At 73.2% G+C, this 16,516-nt stretch carries 11 protein-coding genes; 6 read left to right on the top strand and 5 right to left on the bottom strand.

The window, feature by feature from the left end:
• The first annotated feature begins 114 nt into the window (after positions 1–114).
• Entirely contained in the window at positions 115–2,052 is a 1,938-nt protein-coding gene (locus AB0F77_RS04945) for an MFS transporter (protein ID WP_361941555.1), read from the top strand.
• Between the two features lie 309 nt (positions 2,053–2,361).
• On the top strand, positions 2,362–3,915 hold the full coding sequence (locus tag AB0F77_RS04940) for a sodium:solute symporter family protein (RefSeq protein ID WP_361941552.1): 1,554 nt from the start codon (positions 2,362–2,364) through the stop codon (positions 3,913–3,915).
• Between the two features lie 69 nt (positions 3,916–3,984).
• On the opposite strand, the gene AB0F77_RS04935 is transcribed toward AB0F77_RS04940, so the two are convergent.
• From AB0F77_RS04935 to AB0F77_RS04920, 4 genes are all read right to left on the bottom strand, one after another.
• Positions 3,985–5,100, bottom strand: a complete 1,116-nt coding sequence (locus tag AB0F77_RS04935) for an ADP-ribosylglycohydrolase family protein (RefSeq protein ID WP_361941549.1) — start codon at positions 5,098–5,100, stop codon at positions 3,985–3,987.
• 135 nt (positions 5,101–5,235) lie between these two features.
• The gene (locus tag AB0F77_RS04930; RefSeq protein WP_361941546.1) at positions 5,236–5,799 is read right to left on the bottom strand and encodes a hypothetical protein; all 564 of its coding nucleotides are present in this window, start codon (positions 5,797–5,799) and stop codon (positions 5,236–5,238) included.
• A 105-nt stretch (positions 5,800–5,904) separates the two neighbouring features.
• Positions 5,905–8,490, bottom strand: a complete 2,586-nt coding sequence (locus tag AB0F77_RS04925; protein WP_361941543.1) for a bifunctional FO biosynthesis protein CofGH — start codon at positions 8,488–8,490, stop codon at positions 5,905–5,907.
• Between the two features lie 138 nt (positions 8,491–8,628).
• The gene (locus AB0F77_RS04920) at positions 8,629–9,474 is read right to left on the bottom strand and encodes a TIGR03619 family F420-dependent LLM class oxidoreductase (RefSeq protein ID WP_361941540.1); all 846 of its coding nucleotides are present in this window, start codon (positions 9,472–9,474) and stop codon (positions 8,629–8,631) included.
• A gap of 131 nt (positions 9,475–9,605) precedes the next feature.
• On the opposite strand from AB0F77_RS04920, the gene AB0F77_RS04915 reads away from it, so the two are divergent.
• A complete protein-coding gene (locus tag AB0F77_RS04915; protein ID WP_361941537.1) occupies positions 9,606–11,114 on the top strand; it encodes a CehA/McbA family metallohydrolase in 1,509 nt (502 codons plus the stop codon).
• A gap of 582 nt (positions 11,115–11,696) precedes the next feature.
• Here the strand turns inward: AB0F77_RS04915 and AB0F77_RS04910 are convergent.
• The gene (locus tag AB0F77_RS04910; RefSeq protein WP_361941534.1) at positions 11,697–12,395 is read right to left on the bottom strand and encodes a GNAT family N-acetyltransferase; all 699 of its coding nucleotides are present in this window, start codon (positions 12,393–12,395) and stop codon (positions 11,697–11,699) included.
• Positions 12,396–12,439: 44 nt separating this feature from the next.
• Between AB0F77_RS04910 and AB0F77_RS04905 the strand changes: the two genes are divergently transcribed.
• From AB0F77_RS04905 to AB0F77_RS04895, 3 genes are all read left to right on the top strand, one after another.
• Entirely contained in the window at positions 12,440–12,832 is a 393-nt protein-coding gene (locus AB0F77_RS04905) for a nitroreductase/quinone reductase family protein (protein ID WP_361941531.1), read from the top strand.
• Positions 12,833–12,975: 143 nt separating this feature from the next.
• Positions 12,976–15,927: a BTAD domain-containing putative transcriptional regulator gene (locus AB0F77_RS04900; protein WP_361941528.1), complete on the top strand. Its 2,952-nt coding sequence runs from the start codon at positions 12,976–12,978 to the stop codon at positions 15,925–15,927.
• A 220-nt stretch (positions 15,928–16,147) separates the two neighbouring features.
• The gene (locus tag AB0F77_RS04895; protein ID WP_361941525.1) at positions 16,148–16,345 is read left to right on the top strand and encodes a sigma-like protein; all 198 of its coding nucleotides are present in this window, start codon (positions 16,148–16,150) and stop codon (positions 16,343–16,345) included.
• Positions 16,346–16,516 lie beyond the last annotated feature (171 nt).

Raw genomic sequence — 16,516 nt, 5'->3', positions numbered from 1 at the left:
CTAGCGTCACGAATCGGGGCAGGTCGCCGGGGACCGGGACTGGGCGGCCAACCGGCCGGGAACACAGAGGAACACGGCCGAGAACAGAAGACGGGACACGGGGAGTGCCTTCAGGTGGCCACTGCGGAGCCGACACGCGCAGACGACGCCGAACCGGGCCCGGCATCCGGCCCGCGAATACACCTGCCCGCCCCCGCCACGGACGGTCACGACACCCCTGGCCGGGACCCCGCCCCGGCGCCTGACGCCCTCTCCGGCAGCCCCTCCGGCGGCCCCTCCGACAGCCCGTCGGCCGCGGCCCCTCCGGCCACCGGGGCGAGCCGCCTCCGTGCCGCCCTCGCCCCCCTCCACGGCCACCTCCTGGCCCACCCCGCCCTGTTCGCCGCGGGCCTCGCCGGAGTGCTGCACGTCATCTGGTTCTTCGCGTTCGCGAACAGCGGTGGGGACATCGCCGCGCAGGACGCGTGGGCGGAGTTCGTGGGCCGGCACCCGGACTCGGCGTACAACCTCGCCTGGTACGGCGGCATGCACCCGGTGTCGTACAGCGTGGTCTCGCCGTACCTGATGTCGGTGCTCGGCGTGCGGACGACCATGATGATCGCCGGCACGGTCTCGGCGGGCCTGCTCACGATGGTCCTCGTCCGCAGCCGCTCGGTGCGTTATCCGGTGTGGGCCTCGCTGGCCGGGGTCTACGCGCTGATCTGCAACGCCCTGTCGGGCCGGGTCACGTTCGGTCTGGGCACGGTGTTCGCGCTGGGCGCGGTCGCCGCCGTCTTCTGCTGGCCGCACCGCTGGCGTTTCAAACGCTGGGCGAAGGCGCTGGTCGCCGCGCCGCTCGCCGCCCTCGCCACCATGGCGTCACCGGTCGCGGGACTGTTCGTGGGCCTGGTCGCGGTGGCGCTGTTCCTCCAGCGGCGCCGTCCGGGCGCCTGGGCGCTGGGGCTCGCGCCGGCCGCCGTCGTGGCCGCGTCGGCCTGGCTGTTCCCGTTCTCCGGGACCCAGCCGATGGGCTTCGGCTCGGCCGTACTGCCGCTGTTGTACGGCCTGTTCTGCGTGTTCCTCGTGCCCCGGGACTGGACGACGGTCCGGCTGACGGCCGGGATCTACAGCCTCGCCGTGGTCCTGGTGTGGCTGGTGAGCTCGCAGATCGGGTCGAACATCTCCCGGCTCCCCATGCTGTTCGCGGGGGTGGTGCTGGCCGCGGCGCTGCCGTTCACGGTGCCGCGCTCGCGCAAGTGGTACGCGCTGGTGCTGGTGTCCGTGGGGTTCGCCGGCTGGATCGGCTTCAAGTCGGTCGACGACACCGTCCACACGACCCCGGCCGCGTCCTGGGCGCGGGAACTCGCGCCGCTCGTCAACCAACTCCAGCAGGTCGGCGCCGAGAAGGGCCGCGTCGAGGTGGTCCCGTCCCGCTCGCACCGCGAGGCGTCCGCGCTCGCGCCGTACGTGAACCTGGCCCGCGGCTGGAACCGCCAGGCCGACATGGAGCGCAACGCGCTCTTCTACGACGACACCCTCAACTCGGCGAACTACCACGAGTGGCTGCGGCGCTGGGCGGTGCACTACGTCGTCGTGCCCAAGGGCGAGCCGGACGGCGACGGCGGGGAGCGGGAGCGGGAGCTGGTCCAGCGCGGGATGCCGTTCCTGAAGCAGGTGTGGGGCGACGCCAACTGGCAGCTGTTCCGGGTGACGGACCCGACGCCGCTCGCCGAGCCGGACGCGGTCGTGGACCGGGCGGAGCAGGGCGAGCTGACGATCGAGGTCCGCAGCGCGGGCCGGGTGCTCATCCGCATCCCGTACTCGCCGTGGCTGAGCATCGTCGACGCGGACGGCAAGAGCCTGAAAGCGCCGCAGGAGACGGAGGAGTCCAAGCACCGCCCCGAGGGCATGCCGAAGACGTACACCAACGCCAACGGCTGCCTCGCGGAGACGGAGGAGGACGCCGACGGCGACAAGTGGACGACGCTGCTCGCCCCGCGGGCGGGGACGTACCGGCTGGCGGCGCCGTACCAGCTGCCGCGGGGCACCCCGTGTCCGGAGGAGCTCAAGTGAGGTGAGGGCGGACGGAAGAAGGCCGGACGGAACATTTCCGTCCGGCCTTTTTCGTCCGGCCCTTTTCGCCTGGCCCTTTTCGTCCGGTCTTTTCGTCTCTTTCCCCACCCGATCGCGTTCATATGGATGAACCAAGGTCAGCAAGCCGAACATTTTTACTTGCTCTTGACCTTACGCTTGCTTGTCGTGCCCTCGTAAACGCACCCACGATGAGCGGGCACTTCGCGGCCTTCCCCGTCCCCGCTCCGCTCATGCGAAGTGCCGTCCAGCTGAGTGGAGTTCACAAGGCGGACCCTGGAAGGGGGGCACATGAACGGGCTCGACTGGGCCGTGCTCATCGGCTACTTCGGCGTGATGGTCGCGATCGGCGTCTGGTCGCACAAGCGTGTGGACAACGTCAGCGACTTCTTCACGGCCGGCGGCAAGATGCCCTGGTGGCTGTCCGGCATCTCGCACCACATGTCGGGCTACAGCGCGGTGATGTTCACCGGGTACGCCGGCATCGCCTACACCTACGGCGTCACCTCCTTCGTCACCTGGTCGTTCCCGATCGCCCTCGGCATCGCCATCGGCTCGCGGCTGTTCGCGCCCCGGATCAACCGGCTGCGCTCCCGGCTCCACGTGGCCTCCCCGCTGGAGTACCTGAAGAACCGCTACAACCTCTCCACGCAGCAGGCGCTCGCCTGGTCCGGCATGCTGCTGAAGATCGTGGACGTGGGCGCCAAGTGGGCGGCGATCGCGACCCTGTTGTCCGTCTTCACGGGTGTCTCGCTGAACCAGGGCATCCTCATCACCGGCGCGATCACCGCCGTGTACTGCACGATCGGCGGTCTGTGGGCGGACGCGCTGACCGAACTCGGCCAGTTCGTCATCCAGTTGCTGGCCGGTCTGTCGATGTTCGTCGCGGTCGTGCTGAAGCTGGACGACCGGGGCATCGGCTTCTTCGGCGCGTGGGACGAGCCCGCGCTCCAGGGCCACGGCAAGCCACTGGTCGGGCCGTACGGCACGGTGTTCCTGCTGGCGTTCCTCTTCATCAAGCTGTTCGAGTACAACGGCGGCATGCTCAACCAGGCCCAGCGCTACATGGCGACGGCCACCCCGCGGGAGGCGGCGCGGTCCGCGCGGCTGTCGGCGATCCTCTGGCTGGTGTGGCCGGTCGTGCTGTTCTTCCCGATGTGGATGTCGCCGCTGCTGGTGCAGGCCCAGAAGCCTGACGGCTCCGACTCGTACGCGCTGATGACCGAACAGCTGCTGCCGCACGGTCTGCTCGGCCTGGTCATCGTCGGCTTCTTCTCGCACACCATGGCCATGTGCTCCTCCGACGCCAACGCCATCGCGGCCGTCTTCACCCGGGACGTGGCGCCGGTGCTGTCGCAGCGGGCGCGGAGCTGGGGCGAGCGCAGCGGGCTGATCGCGGCGCGGGTGACCACCGTGGTGTTCCTCGGGCTCTCGATGGCCGTGGCCACCCAGGTCAACTCGCCCACGTTCAAGGACATCATCACGGTCGTCATCAAGTGGGTCGCCGGCCTCATGGGCCCGATCGCGATCCCGATGATGCTCGGTCTGCTGCGGACCTTCCGCAAGTCCGGCCCGACGGCGGCGCTCACCAGCTGGGCGGCGGGCCTGCTGGCGTTCTGGCTGGTCAACTACCCGATCAACTGGAGCGTCGAGGGCGGTGTGCCGCTCCAGTACCAGGTCTCGATCCCGCTGGCCGTCTCCCTGGTCCTGTACATCGTGATCGGCTACGTGAAGCCCGAGGACACCCCCGAGCGCGACGCCCTGATCGAGCGGATCAACACGGACGACGACTCGGCGGCCGCGGCGGTCCCGCAGCCGGCCGGAGCCACGCCCAAGGAGGCGTAGCGGTACGGCACGAAGACGGGCGGTCGCTCCGCGGGGGAGCGACCGCCCGTCGCCGTACCCGGGCCGGGTTCAGGCCCGCGGATAGCGGGTCAGCCAGGCCGGGGACGCGCCCGCCGGGCTGTGCAGGGCCGGGCCCTGGGTCATCTCCATGGCGAAGTCGTCGGCCAGTTCCAGGATCGTGGGCCGCCCCTCCACCTCGGCCAGCCAGGCCGGGGGCAGCGCCGTCTCGCCGTGCAGGGCGCCCAGCAGGCCCCCGGTGAGCGCGCCCGCCGCCCCGGACGGGCCGCCCTGGTTCACCGCGAGACACAGCCCGTGCCGTACGTCCTCCCCCACCAGCGCGCAGTACACCGCGACCGCCAGCTGACCGTCCGCCGTGCCCCCGCCGCCCAGCTCCTCGACCCGCGCCGGGGTCGGCATCCCCTGCCGCACCGCCCCGAGGGCGTGCTGGAGCGCGTCCGAGACCGGCTGGTGACCGGGGCGCGCGGCGAGCAGCGCGAGCGCCCGCTGCACGGCGCCGTCCAGCCCCTCGCCGCGGGCCAGCCCGTGCACGATCACCGCGTACGCGCCGGCCGACAGATAGGCGGTCGAGTGCCCGTGGGTCTGCGTCGCGCACTCCACGGCGAGCTGCGCCACGAGCTGTGGTTCCCAGCCGACCAGCAGTCCGAACGGCGCCGACCGGGCCACCGCCTCCGGGCCGGTCGCCGCCGGGTTCTTGGGCGACTCCAGAGTGCCCATGGTGGTGTCCCCGAACCCGATCAGCAGCGGGCGCGTCGGATCGCGCCGGGCGTAGAGCCACTCCTCGCGGGCCAGCCAGCCGTCCTCGGCGCGGCGCTCGTCGGGGCCCCAGTCCCGCTGGGTGACCGCCCAGCGCAGATACGCCCGGTGCAGATCGGTCGGCGGGTGCCAGGCACCGGTGTCGCGGCGGACCTGGGCGCGGATCAGCCCGTCCACCGTGAACAGGGTGAGCTGGGTGTGGTGCGTGACGGCGCCCCGGCCGCCGAGGCCGTGGGAGAGGTCGGCGACGCCCTCCGCGCCGTACACGGACCGGATCTCCTCCACCGCGAGGGCGTCGGCCGGCGCCCCGAGCGCGTCGCCCACGGCCACGCCGAGCAGGGTGCCGCGCACCCTGCTGCGGAAGTCCTGTTGCTCGGCGCGGCCCCAGACGGCACCGGACGTCGCACCCACCCAGACCTCCTCAGCGCCACCGTCCGCACCTACCTCGGTTCAGCACTGTAATCGACCTGGAACGATCGGTTCAGGGGGCAAAACGGTACGTCGATCAGGAGCCGAGCGACCGCAAGCGGTCGGTTGTGGCCGCGCTCACTCGACGACGGTGACCTTCGTCCCGGTCGTCCCGAACGCCCAGAGCGCCGCGCCGTCCGCCTTGTGCATCCGGATGCCGCTGGTCTGGACACCGTTCGCGGGCGGCGGGGACGAGCCGTCGACGGCGTTGGAGAAGGCGAAGTTCACTCCGGCCTTGTTGGCGCCGAAGTACTGGATGTGCTCGATCTGCACGCCGTCCGAGCCGGGTTTCGGGCCCTCGACGCGGTTGGAGACGGTGTACGTCCCGGCGTCCGGCGCCACCGTCCCCGGCCAGACCGCGAACGTGCGCATCGTCTTGTCGCTCGCGTCCACCGTCCACAGCCGCTTCTGCCCGATCGAGTAGACGATCCGGCGTCCGGTGCCCGAGGCCGAGGGCACCGCGGGGGCGGCCGGCGGCTTCGGTTTCGACGTGGGGTGCGCCGACGCGGAGGCGCTGGGCCGCGCCGTCGCGGCGGTCGGGTGCGGACCCTTGTCGGCCTGCACGGCGAGGGCGACGACGGCGACGGTCGCCCCCACCGTCAGTCCGGTGACCCAGGCCCACGAGGGCAGTCGGGCAGCCACGGGTGCGTATCTCCTCAGCTAAGGGGCCCCGGCCGAATCGCGGGGCCCCCGTCGAACAAGGGTCGGATCATCGTACTGCGACCGTCCGGCCCTCCGAGGCGTCCCTCAGTCCAGCACCGGCAGCAGCGCGGGCAGGTGTCCGTCCGACGCGTCCGCGGCCCGGCGGCGCTCCTCGGGCACCTCTCCGTACAGGGTCGTGCGGGGCCTCGCCGGGCGGCCCGCCGCCTCCGCGACGGCGATCAGGTCGCGTACGGACTTGTAGGAGCCGTAGGAGGAGCCCGCCATGCGGGAGATCGTTTCTTCCATGAGGGTGCCGCCGAGGTCGTTGGCGCCGGAGCGGAGCATCTCCGCCGCGCCGTCCGCGCCGAGTTTGACCCAGCTGGTCTGGATGTTGGGGATGTGCGGGTGGAGCAGCAGTCGGGCCATCGCGGTCACGGCGCGGTTGTCGCGCATGGTGGGGCCGGGGCGGGCGATGCCGGCGAGGTAGACGGGGGCGTTGGTGTGGATGAAGGGCAGGGTGACGAACTCGGTGAATCCGCCGGTCCGCTGCTGGATGGAGGCGAGGGTGCGCAGGTGGCCGAGCCAGTGGCGGGGCTGGTCGACATGGCCGTACATCATGGTCGAGGAGGAGCGGATGCCCAGTTCGTGGGCGGTGGTGATGACCTCGGTCCAGGTGGCGGCGGGCAGTTTGCCCTTGGTGAGGATCCAGCGGACCTCGTCGTCGAGGATCTCGGCGGCGGTGCCCGGGATGGTGTCGAGTCCGGCTTCCTTGGCGGCGGTGAGCCACTCGCGGATCGACAGGCCGGTGCGGGTGGCGCCGTTGACGACCTCCATCGGCGAGAAGGCGTGCACGTGCATGCCGGGGACCCGCTCCTTGACCGCCCGCGCGATGTCGAAGTAGGCGGTGCCGGGCAGGTCGGGGTGGATGCCGCCCTGCATGCAGACCTCGACGGCGCCCACGTCCCACGCCTGTTGGGCCCGGTCGGCGACCTGGTCCAGGGAGAGGGTGTAGGCGTCGGCGTCGGTGCGGCGCTGGGCGAAGGCGCAGAAACGGCAGCCGGTGTAGCAGACGTTGGTGAAGTTGATGTTCCGGGTGACGATGTACGTGACCTCGTCGCCCACCGCCGAGCTGCGCACGTCGTCGGCGACCCGGCACAGCGCGTCCAGCGCCGGGCCGTCGGCGTGGAACAGGGCCAGCGCCTGCTCGTCGGTGAGGCGCGTCGGGTCGTCGGCGGCGGTCACGAGGGCCGCGCGCACATCGGTGTCGATGCGTTCGGGCAGCATGCCGGGGGCGGCGGCCTCGCGCAGGGCGTCCCAGTCGCCGTACACCACGTCGAAGTCGTCGCGCCGGTCGGAGGTACGGCCCTGGGTGTCGATGGTGGTGTGCAGGTCGGTGCGGCCCGTGGCGGTGAAGACCTCCTCGGGCTCCTGCCAGGGCCGGCCCTCCACCACGGCGTCCGGGAGGGCGAGGCCGGTGTCGGGGTCGGCGAGCGCCCGCACGTGCGGCAGCAGCCGCACATCCAGCCAGGGCTCGCCGCGGGTCACGAACTCCGGGTACACGCACAGCCGTTCGCGCAGCTCGAAGCCGGCCGCGGCCGAACGGGCGGCCAGCTCCTCGATCCGGGGCCAGGGGCGTTCGGGGTTGACGTGGTCGATGGTGAGGGGCGAGACACCGCCCCAGTCGTCGATGCCGGCACCGATGAGCCGCTCGTACTCACTGTCCACGAGGTTCGGGGGGGCCTGGAGGCAGGCGGCCGGGCCCATGACGTGCCGGGCGACGGCCACCGCGGCGACCAGCTCGTCCAGTTCGGCGTCGGGCATGCCGCGCATCGCCGTGTCCGGCTTGGCGCGGAAGTTCTGGATGATCAGTTCCTGGACGCCGTGGTGGGCGCGGGCGACCTTGCGCAGCGCGAACAGCGACTCGGCACGCTCCTCGTACGTTTCGCCGATGCCGAGGAGGATTCCGGAGGTGAAGGGCACCGAGGAGCGGCCGGCGTCCTCCAGGACCCGCAGCCGGACGGCGGGTTCCTTGTCCGGGGAGCCGTAATGGGGGCCGCCGGGCTCGGACCACAGACGGGTCGCGGTGGTCTCCAGCATCATGCCCATGGACGGCGCGACGGGCTTGAGGCGCTGGAAGTCGGTCCAGGACAGCACCCCCGGGTTCAGGTGCGGCAGCAGGCCGGTCTCCTCCAGGATGCGGACGGAGATGGCCCGGACGTAGGCGATGGTGTCGTCGTAACCGTGCGCATCGAGCCATTCGCGCGCCTCGGGCCAGCGGTCCTCGGGCTTGTCGCCGAGGGTGATCAGGGCTTCCTTGCACCCGAGCGCGGCGCCCTTGCGGGCGATGTCGAGGACCTCGTCGGGCGACATGAACATTCCGTGCCCCGCGCGGCGCAGCTTGCCGGGCACGGTGACGAAGGTGCAGTAGTGGCAGGTGTCCCGGCACAGCCGGGTGAGGGGCAGGAAGACGCTCTTCGAATAGGTGATGACACCGGGCCGGCCGGCCGCCTCCAAACCCGCGTCCCGCACCCGGGCCGCCGACGCGGCGAGGTCGTCGAGGGCCTCGCCGCGCGCCTGGAGCAGGACCGCCGCCTCGGAGACGTCGAGGGCGACGCCGTCCCGGGCGCGTTTGAGGGCGCGACGCATGGAGTTCTCGGTGGGGCCGGTTCCGGCTGTCGCGGAAATCGTCATCCTTCGAGCATACGTAGCGGCTCCGCCGGTTCAGCCGGGACGAGGGTGCGTGGTCTCGACGGTACGTTGTCGGGTGCGGGCCCGCTGTAGCCGGGCGCGCAGTTCCCCGCGCCCCTGGTGGGACAAGTCGTCCCCTGTTTACAAGTATTCGGCGTATGCGTCCAGAGCCCGGAACACCTCCGCCTCCCCCGCCGCCGGCAGTTGCACCACGACCTCCTCGATGCCCAACTCCGCGTAGTGCGCCAGCTTGCCCGGGGTCGGGACGATCGCGTACGGGACCACCTGGAGGGCGGCCGGGTCGCGGCCGGCGTCCGCCCACACGGACCGCAGGACCGGCAGGGACTCGGTCAGCCCGCGCCCGCCGATCGGCAGCCAGCCGTCGGCGTACTCGGCGATGGACGCGAACAGCTTGGGCCCGGCGGCCCCGCCGACGAGCGTGCGCGGGCCGACCAGCGGGCCGCGCGGCTTCTGCACCGGCTTGGGGTGGGCGTGGCTCGCCCGCACGCTGCCGAACTCCCCCTCGTAGGCGGTGGGTTCCTCGGACCACAGGGCCCGCATCAGCCGCAGCCTGTCCCGGCCGAGGTCGCGCCGGGTGCGCCACTCCACGCCGTGGTCGGCGGCCTCCTCCACGTTCCAGCCGAAGCCGAGGCCGAGGGTGAACCGGCCGCCGGAGAGGTGGTCGAGGGTCGCGATCTGCTTGGCGAGGTCGATCGGGTCGTGCTGCGCGACGAGGGTGATGCCGGTGCCGAGGCCGAGGCGTTCGGTGACGGCGGCGGCCTGTCCGAGGGCGACGAACGGGTCGAGGGTGCGGCCGTACTCGCGCGGCAGTTCGCCGCCGGCCGGGTACGGAGTGGTCCGCTCGACGGGGATGTGGGTGTGCTCGGGGACGTACAGCCCGGCGAAGCCGCGCTGTTCCAGCTCGCGGGCCAGGGGCACCGGGGCGATGGTCTCGTCGGTGAGGAAGATCGTGACGGCAATGCGCATGACCCATCTGTACCGGGGCGTGACGGCGATGTCCATACCGACCGGTCGGCACTGCGCCCGAGTGGGGTCTTCTTCTTTCTTTCACGGCTTTCTTCCACGGGAGTTCACCCCTGTCCCCGACAGTGGCGGCCATGGACGAGGACACGAAGGGCTTCGGCAGGCGCGCTCTGTTCGTGACGGGTGCCGCCGCCGCGCTTACGTTGGGGACCATGAACTTCGCGGCTGCGGACGGCCAGGACCAGGAGACCCGGACGGTGCGCGGCACCCTGCCGCCGGGCTCCCCCGACTATGTGTACGTACCGGTCGAAGTCCCGGCCGGCGTACAGGAGATCAAGGTCTCCTACACCTACGACAGACCCACCGTGCCGGCCGGGACCGCCGGCAACGCGCTGGACATCGGGATCTTCGACCAGCACGGCACCGATCTGGGCGGCCGGGGCTTCCGGGGCTGGTCGGGCGGCGCCCGCACCGAGTTCTTCCTGCGCGCCGACGACGCCACGCCCGGCTATGTGCCCGGCCCGGTGGGCAAGGGCACCTGGCACGTCGTGCTCGGCCCCTACACGGTGGCCCCGCAGGGCCTCGGCTACGAGCTGACGATCACGCTGACGTACGGCGCACCCGGCACCCCGGTCCGGCCCGTGTACCCGCCGGAGCGGGCCGCGGGGCGGGGCCGGGCCTGGTACCGGGGCGACTGCCACCTGCACTCCTGGTACTCCGACGGACGCCGCACCCCGGCCGAGATCGCGGCGCTGGCGCGGGCGGCGGGCCTGGACTTCATCAACAGCTCCGACCACAACACGCACGCGGCGCACCCGGCGTGGGCCGCGGAGGCGGGCGACGACCTGCTGATCATGGTGGGTGAGGAGGTGACCACCCGCAACGGCCACGTGGTCGCCCTCGGCACCGAACCGGGCACCTTCGTGGACTGGCGCTACCGGGCCCGCGACAACCGCTTCGGCCGGTTCGCCCGGGAGATCCGCCGCGCCGGTGGCCTGGTCGTCCCGGCGCATCCGCACGCCACGTGCGTCGGCTGCTCCTGGAAGTTCGGCTTCGGCGAGGCGGACGCGGTCGAGGTGTGGAACGGGCCGTACACGGCCGACGACGAGGTCGCGCTGGCCGCCTGGGACGGGCAGTTGGTGGCGTCGGTGCGGGCCGGGCGGACGGACTGGCTGCCGGCGATGGGCAACAGCGACGCGCACCGCGATCCCGACGTGGTGGGGCTGCCGCAGACCGTGGTCCTCGCCGACGGCCTGACCCGGGAGGCGATCCAGGACGGCATCCGGGCCGGACGGTCGTACGTCGTCGAGTCCTCGAAGGTCTCGCTGGCGTTCACCGCGACCGGTGGCCGGGGCCAACGGGCCGGGATCGGGGAACGCCTGGAGGTGGCCGCCGACACCCCGGTGACGGTCCGTCTGGAGGTGTCGGGGGCGCCGCGCTGCACGGTCCGCTTCGTCACCGACGAGGGGGTCCTGCTGACCGGGGACCCGCTGCCGGTGTCGGGCTCGGGCGTGCTGGAGTGGCGGACGACGCCGTCGTACGCCGCGTACGTGCGCGCGGAGGTCCGGCACGAGGCCGCGGCGGGGCCGCTGCCCGGCGCCCTGGCGGCCCTGACGAACCCGATCTTCCTCGGCCACCGCTGACTCCGTCGGCCGGCGGGCACGCTCGGCTCCGTCGGCCGGGCACGATTGACTCCGTCGACCGGGCACGCTCGGCTCCCTCGGCCGGGCACGCTCCGGTCCGTCGGCCGGGCGCGCTCGACCTCACCGGCCGGGGGCGCGCCCGAGGAGCCGGGGGCTGCGGGCCGGAAGCCACGGGGGCGGCCAGTGGGTCCGGGTCCATGGGCCGGGGGCACGGGGACGGCTGGGTGGGGGACCGGACGGCGAGGCCGGAGGCCACCGGGACGATACGGCCGGGAGCCGACGCGACGACCGGCGCGAGGGTCACCGGGACGGCGAGCGCGAAATCCCCCGGATCAGAACCCAGCGGGCCTCACCGTCCTGCGCCTCGACCGTGCGGACAGCCCGACCCACCAGGTCACCAGGACAGCGAACGCGAAATCCCCCGGGCCAGAACCCAGCGGGCCTCGCCGTCCTGCGCCTCGACCGTGCAGACAGCCCAGCCCACCAGGTCACCAGGACAGCGAGCACGAAATCCCCCGGATCAGAACCCAGCGGGCCTCACCGTCCTGCGCCTCGACCGTGCAGACAGCCCGGCCCACCAGGTCACCAGGACAGCGAACGCGAAATCCCCCGGGTGAGGACCCAGCGGGTCTCGCCGTTCTGTGTCTCGGCCGTGGGGGTGAGTCCGGCCCGCGCGGCCACCGCGGCCGAGGCCAGGTGGGCCGGGTGCACATGGGCGACGACCGTCCCGACGGCCCGCCGCCCCAGCCACGCGACCAGCGCCCCGGCGGCCTCCGAGGCGATCCCCCGCCCCTGCCACGCGGCCCCGACGACCCAGGCGACCTCGGCCACCGCACCGGGGAGGAGGGCCGCCTCGACGGGGGTCGCCGCGCGGGCGGCTTCCGCCGGGCCCGGCAGCACGGCCGGCTCCACCCGGTCCGGGGTGACGGTGGTCTCCGTCGCGCCCGGAGCGGCCGTCGCGCCCGCCGGGCCGGGGACCACCGGAGCGGCGCCGGGGGCCAAGGTGACCGTCGCCTGGACCGTGCCCGTGAGGTGGTTCTCGTCGCGCAGGCGGACAACCCAGTTGAGCCAGACGACCGTCGGGTCGGGGGAGCCCGCGGTGAGGCGGCGGTAGCGGGCCGCCAACTCGGCCGGACCGGCCGACCGGCCGCCGATGAAGGCGTGCAGGGCCGGGTCGGCGAGCACCGCGGCCATCTCGTCGGCGTGCTCGACGCGCAGCGGGACGAGATCCAGCCGCGGGGTACGGATGTCTTCGGCGTGGAAGGCGTGGAAGGGGTGCACGGGCGTACCTTCGCACCCACCGACCCCGTTCCGGGAGGCCCCCCATGTCCCCGACCGCCGACCGCCGGCACCGCGCCGTCATCGCGTTCCAGCGTGTGCTCAACCCCGTGATGCGGCGGGTGCCCTTCCAGACGCTGCTGGAGACCACCGGCCGGGTCTCGGGCCGGCCCCGGCGCACCCCCGTGGGCGGACGCCGGACCGGGCACGTCTTCTGGCTCGTCTCGGAGTTCGGCACCCGGTCCCAGTACGTGCGCAACATCCAGGCCGACCCGCGGGTCCGCGTCCGGGTCGGGGGCCGCTGGCACACCGGCACCGCGCGCCTCCTGCCCGACGACGACCCGGTGGCCCGCCTGGCCACGCTGCCCCGGATGAACGGCCTCGCGGTACGGACCTTCGGCACCGGCCTGCTGACGGTGCGGGTCGACCTGGACGACTGAGCCGCAGGTCCGTGCGGAGAGCGTGTGAGGGCCCTGTGGACTCCCGTGCGCCGCCCTGTGATCGGCGTCTCCCACGGCTGACGCGACTGCCCGGAACAAGGCAAACTGACGTAGTTGTTCGGGATGCCTAGGGGGACGAACGCATGGACGGTGGACCGCGAGTACCGGACCAGCGGCGCACCGGCTCCGTCGTGGAGTCGGCGGACGTGCTGCGGTTCAGCGTGCTCGGTCCCGTGCGCGCCTGGCGGGGCGAGCAGCCCCTCAGCACCGGCTCCCCCCAGCAACGCGCCCTGCTGGCCGCCCTGTTGCTGCGCGAGGGCCGCACGGCGACCGCCGCCGAGCTGATCGACGCGCTGTGGGGCACCGAACCGCCGTCGCAGGCACTGGCCGCGGTGCGGACGTACGCGTCGCGGCTGCGCAAGATCCTGGACCCCGGTGTGCTGGTCAGCGAGTCCGGGGGCTACGCGGTGCGCGGACTGCGCGAGGGCGCCCTCGACCTGGCCGCCGCGCAGGACCTCGCCGCGGAGGCGGAGAAGGCGCGCGGCACCGGGGACCTCACCCGGGCCAGGCGGACGCTGAACCGGGCGCTGGCGCTGTGGGACGGCGAGCCGCTGGCCGGGGTGCCGGGGCCGTACGCCGAGGGGCAGCGCGTCCGGTTGGAGGAGTGGCGGCTGCAACTGCTCGAATCCCGGCTGGACATGGACCTGGAGCAGGGCTGCCACGCGGAGGCCGTCTCGGAGTTGACGGCGCTGACCGCGGCGCATCCGCTGCGGGAGCGGCTGCGCGAGCTGCTGATGCTGGCGCTGTACCGGTCGGGCCGCCAGGCCGAGGCCCTCGCCGCCTACGCCGACACCCGGCGGCTGCTCGCGGAGGAGCTCGGCGTGGACCCGCGGCCGGGCCTGCGGGAGCTCCAGCAGCGCATCCTCCAGGCCGACCCGGCGCTCGCCGAGCCCTCGGCGCCGGCCGCGGAGCCCGCGGTGGTGCCGGTGCGGCCCGCCCAACTCCCGGCGACCGTGCCCGACTTCACGGGGCGGGCGGCGTTCGTGGACGAGCTGAGCGCGGTGCTGGCGTCGGCGGAGGGCCGGGTGATGGCCGTGTCGGCGCTCGCGGGGATCGGGGGCGTCGGCAAGACGACGCTCGCGGTGCACGTCGCCCACGGGGCCCGTACGGCCTTCCCCGACGGGCAGTTGTACGTCGACCTCCAGGGCGCCGGGCCGCGCGCGGCCGAACCGGAGACGGTGCTGGGATCGTTCCTGCGGGCGCTCGGCACCCCGGACCCGGCGATCCCGGACTCGCTGGAGGAACGGGCGGCGCTGTACCGGTCGGTGCTGGACGGGCGGCGGGTGCTGGTGCTGCTCGACAACGCGAAGGACGCGGCGCAGGTACGGCCCCTGCTGCCCGGCACGGAGGGCTGCGCGGCGCTGGTGACGTCCCGGGTGCGGATGGTCGACCTGGCGGGCGCGCACCTGGTGGACCTGGACGTGATGTCTCCGGACGAGGCGCTGTCCCTGTTCACGAAGATCGTGGGCGAGGAGCGGGTGGCTGCGGAGCGGGAGGCCGCGCTCGACGTGGTGGCGGCGTGCGGCTTCCTGCCGCTTGCCATCCGGATCGCGGCGTCCCGGCTGGCCGCGCGGCGGACGTGGACGGTGTCGGTGCTGGCGGCGAAGCTCGCGGACGAACGCCGCCGGCTGGACGAGCTCCAGGCGGGCGACCTGGCGGTCAAGGCCACGTTCGAACTCGGCTACGGAGCCCTGGACACCGCCCAGTCCCGGGCCTTCCGCCTCCTCGGCCTGGCGGACGGCCCCGACATCTCGCTGGCCGCGGCCGCCGCGATGCTGGACCTCGCCGCGGAGGACACCGAGGACCTGCTGGAGTCCCTGGTCGACACGTCGCTGCTGGAGTCGGCGGCGCCGGGACGGTACCGCTTCCACGACCTGGTGCGGCTGTACGCGCGGGCCTGCGCGGAGCGGGACGAGTGGCCGCCCAGCGGGCGGGAGGCGGCCCTGTCCCGGCTGCTGGACTTCTACCTGGCGACCGCTTCCCGGGTCTACGCCATGGAGCGGCCGGGCGACCGGCTGGTCCACCACCTGGAGCCGACCTCCTATCCCGGGCTGGTCTTCACGACGCCGCGCGCCGCGCAGGACTGGCTCTACACCGAGGCGAACTGCCTCATGGCGTGTGTGCGCCAGTCGACCGGGGCCGCCGTGCTGCGCCGGGCCGTCGACCTCCTGTGGGCGACGAAGGACCTGGCGGAGTCGGGCGCCAACGCGCGCGGGTACGAGGTGGCCGCCCTCTCCCTGCGGGACGCGGCCCGTCTGGCCGGGGACTCGCGGGCCGAGGCCCGGGCCCGCACCGCGCTGACGAACGTGCACCTCGTGGCGGGCCGCTTCCACGAGGCGGACGACGAGGCGCGGCTCGCGATGGAACTGGCCGACGAGGCCCGGGACCCGCTGCCCAGCTGCTGGGCGCCCAACGACCGCGGGATCATCGCGATCTACCAGAGCAGGCACGCCGACGGCGAGCGCTACCTCCAGCAGGCCATCGACAACTTCCGCGCCGACGGCAACGACGTGGGCGAGGCCAGCGCGTTGTGCAACCTGTCGCGGATCCGGCTGGCCATGGGGCGTACGGACAGCGCCATCGAACTCGCGCAGCAGGGCATCGACATCTACGACCGCATGGGCCTCACCCTGCGGCTGGCCAACGGCCGGTACGCCCTCGGCATCGCGCTGACCCAGGCGGGCCGGCTCGTCGAGGCGCTGGCCCAACTCACCGACGCGCTGGCCCTGTTCCACGACAACCGCCAGCCCCTCTGGGAGGGCGTCACCCACTTCCGGATCGCGGAGGTGCACCTCGCGGGGCACCGCTTCGCCCAGGCGGCGAGCCACGCGGAGCAGGCGATCGCGCTGCGCGGCATCGGCGGGGAGTGGCGCCGCGGCACGGTGCTCACCGTCCTCGGGAGGGCCCTCCTGGCGCTCGGCCAGTCCGGGCGGGCCGACGCGTGCTGGCGCGAAGCCCTGTCCATCTACGAGCGGTTGGGGTCCGTCGAGGCGGAGGAGGTCCGCGGTCTGCTGGCTCCGCTGCCCGCCGCGTAGCGACGGCCGGGAGCGCGTGCCGGGGGACCGTTCATCGTTTGTTTATCGTCCCTCGCCAGACTGACTGCGTCGATCCGTCGCGTCGGGGGGCAGGCGGATCGCGGAGAGGCTCCACCGTTTAGGGTGAGCGGCCTTCATGCGCCCGTCCGACGGCCCTCGGGGGAGTCGTCGGACGGGCCGCTCCGTCCTGTGCAGCACAAAATCGCTGGAGTTGATGATCATGGCTCACGCCGAGAAGAACGACGACGTCCTCAAGCCGCTCGACAACCACGCCTCCGTCGTCGAGGAGGGTCTCCTCGCGGCCGCGAAGGAGACGGCGGCCCCGAAGCCCGAGGACGAGGTGACCACGCTCGACAACCACGCCTCCGGCGGCAAGGTCACGGTCCAGGACAACCACGCCTCCGGCGAGACCGCCTGACACCAGCCCGACGGGGGACCGGCCGCGGCGGCGCGCACAGGGGGAGCGCCACCGCGGCCGAACCATGTCACCAACAGGAAGAGCGACGCGGTGGACCCGGGGCGGGCCCCCCGCCACCCCGGCGGTACGGGTGGGGGTGGCGGGGGGGGGCGGCACGTCGGGCGGGCCGGT

Source organism: Streptomyces sp. NPDC026672, assembly GCF_040638185.1.
Classification (GTDB): Bacteria; Actinomycetota; Actinomycetes; order Streptomycetales; family Streptomycetaceae; genus Streptomyces.
The sequence above is the reverse complement of the archived record's forward strand: the minus strand, read 5'-3'. Positions and strand labels throughout refer to the sequence as shown.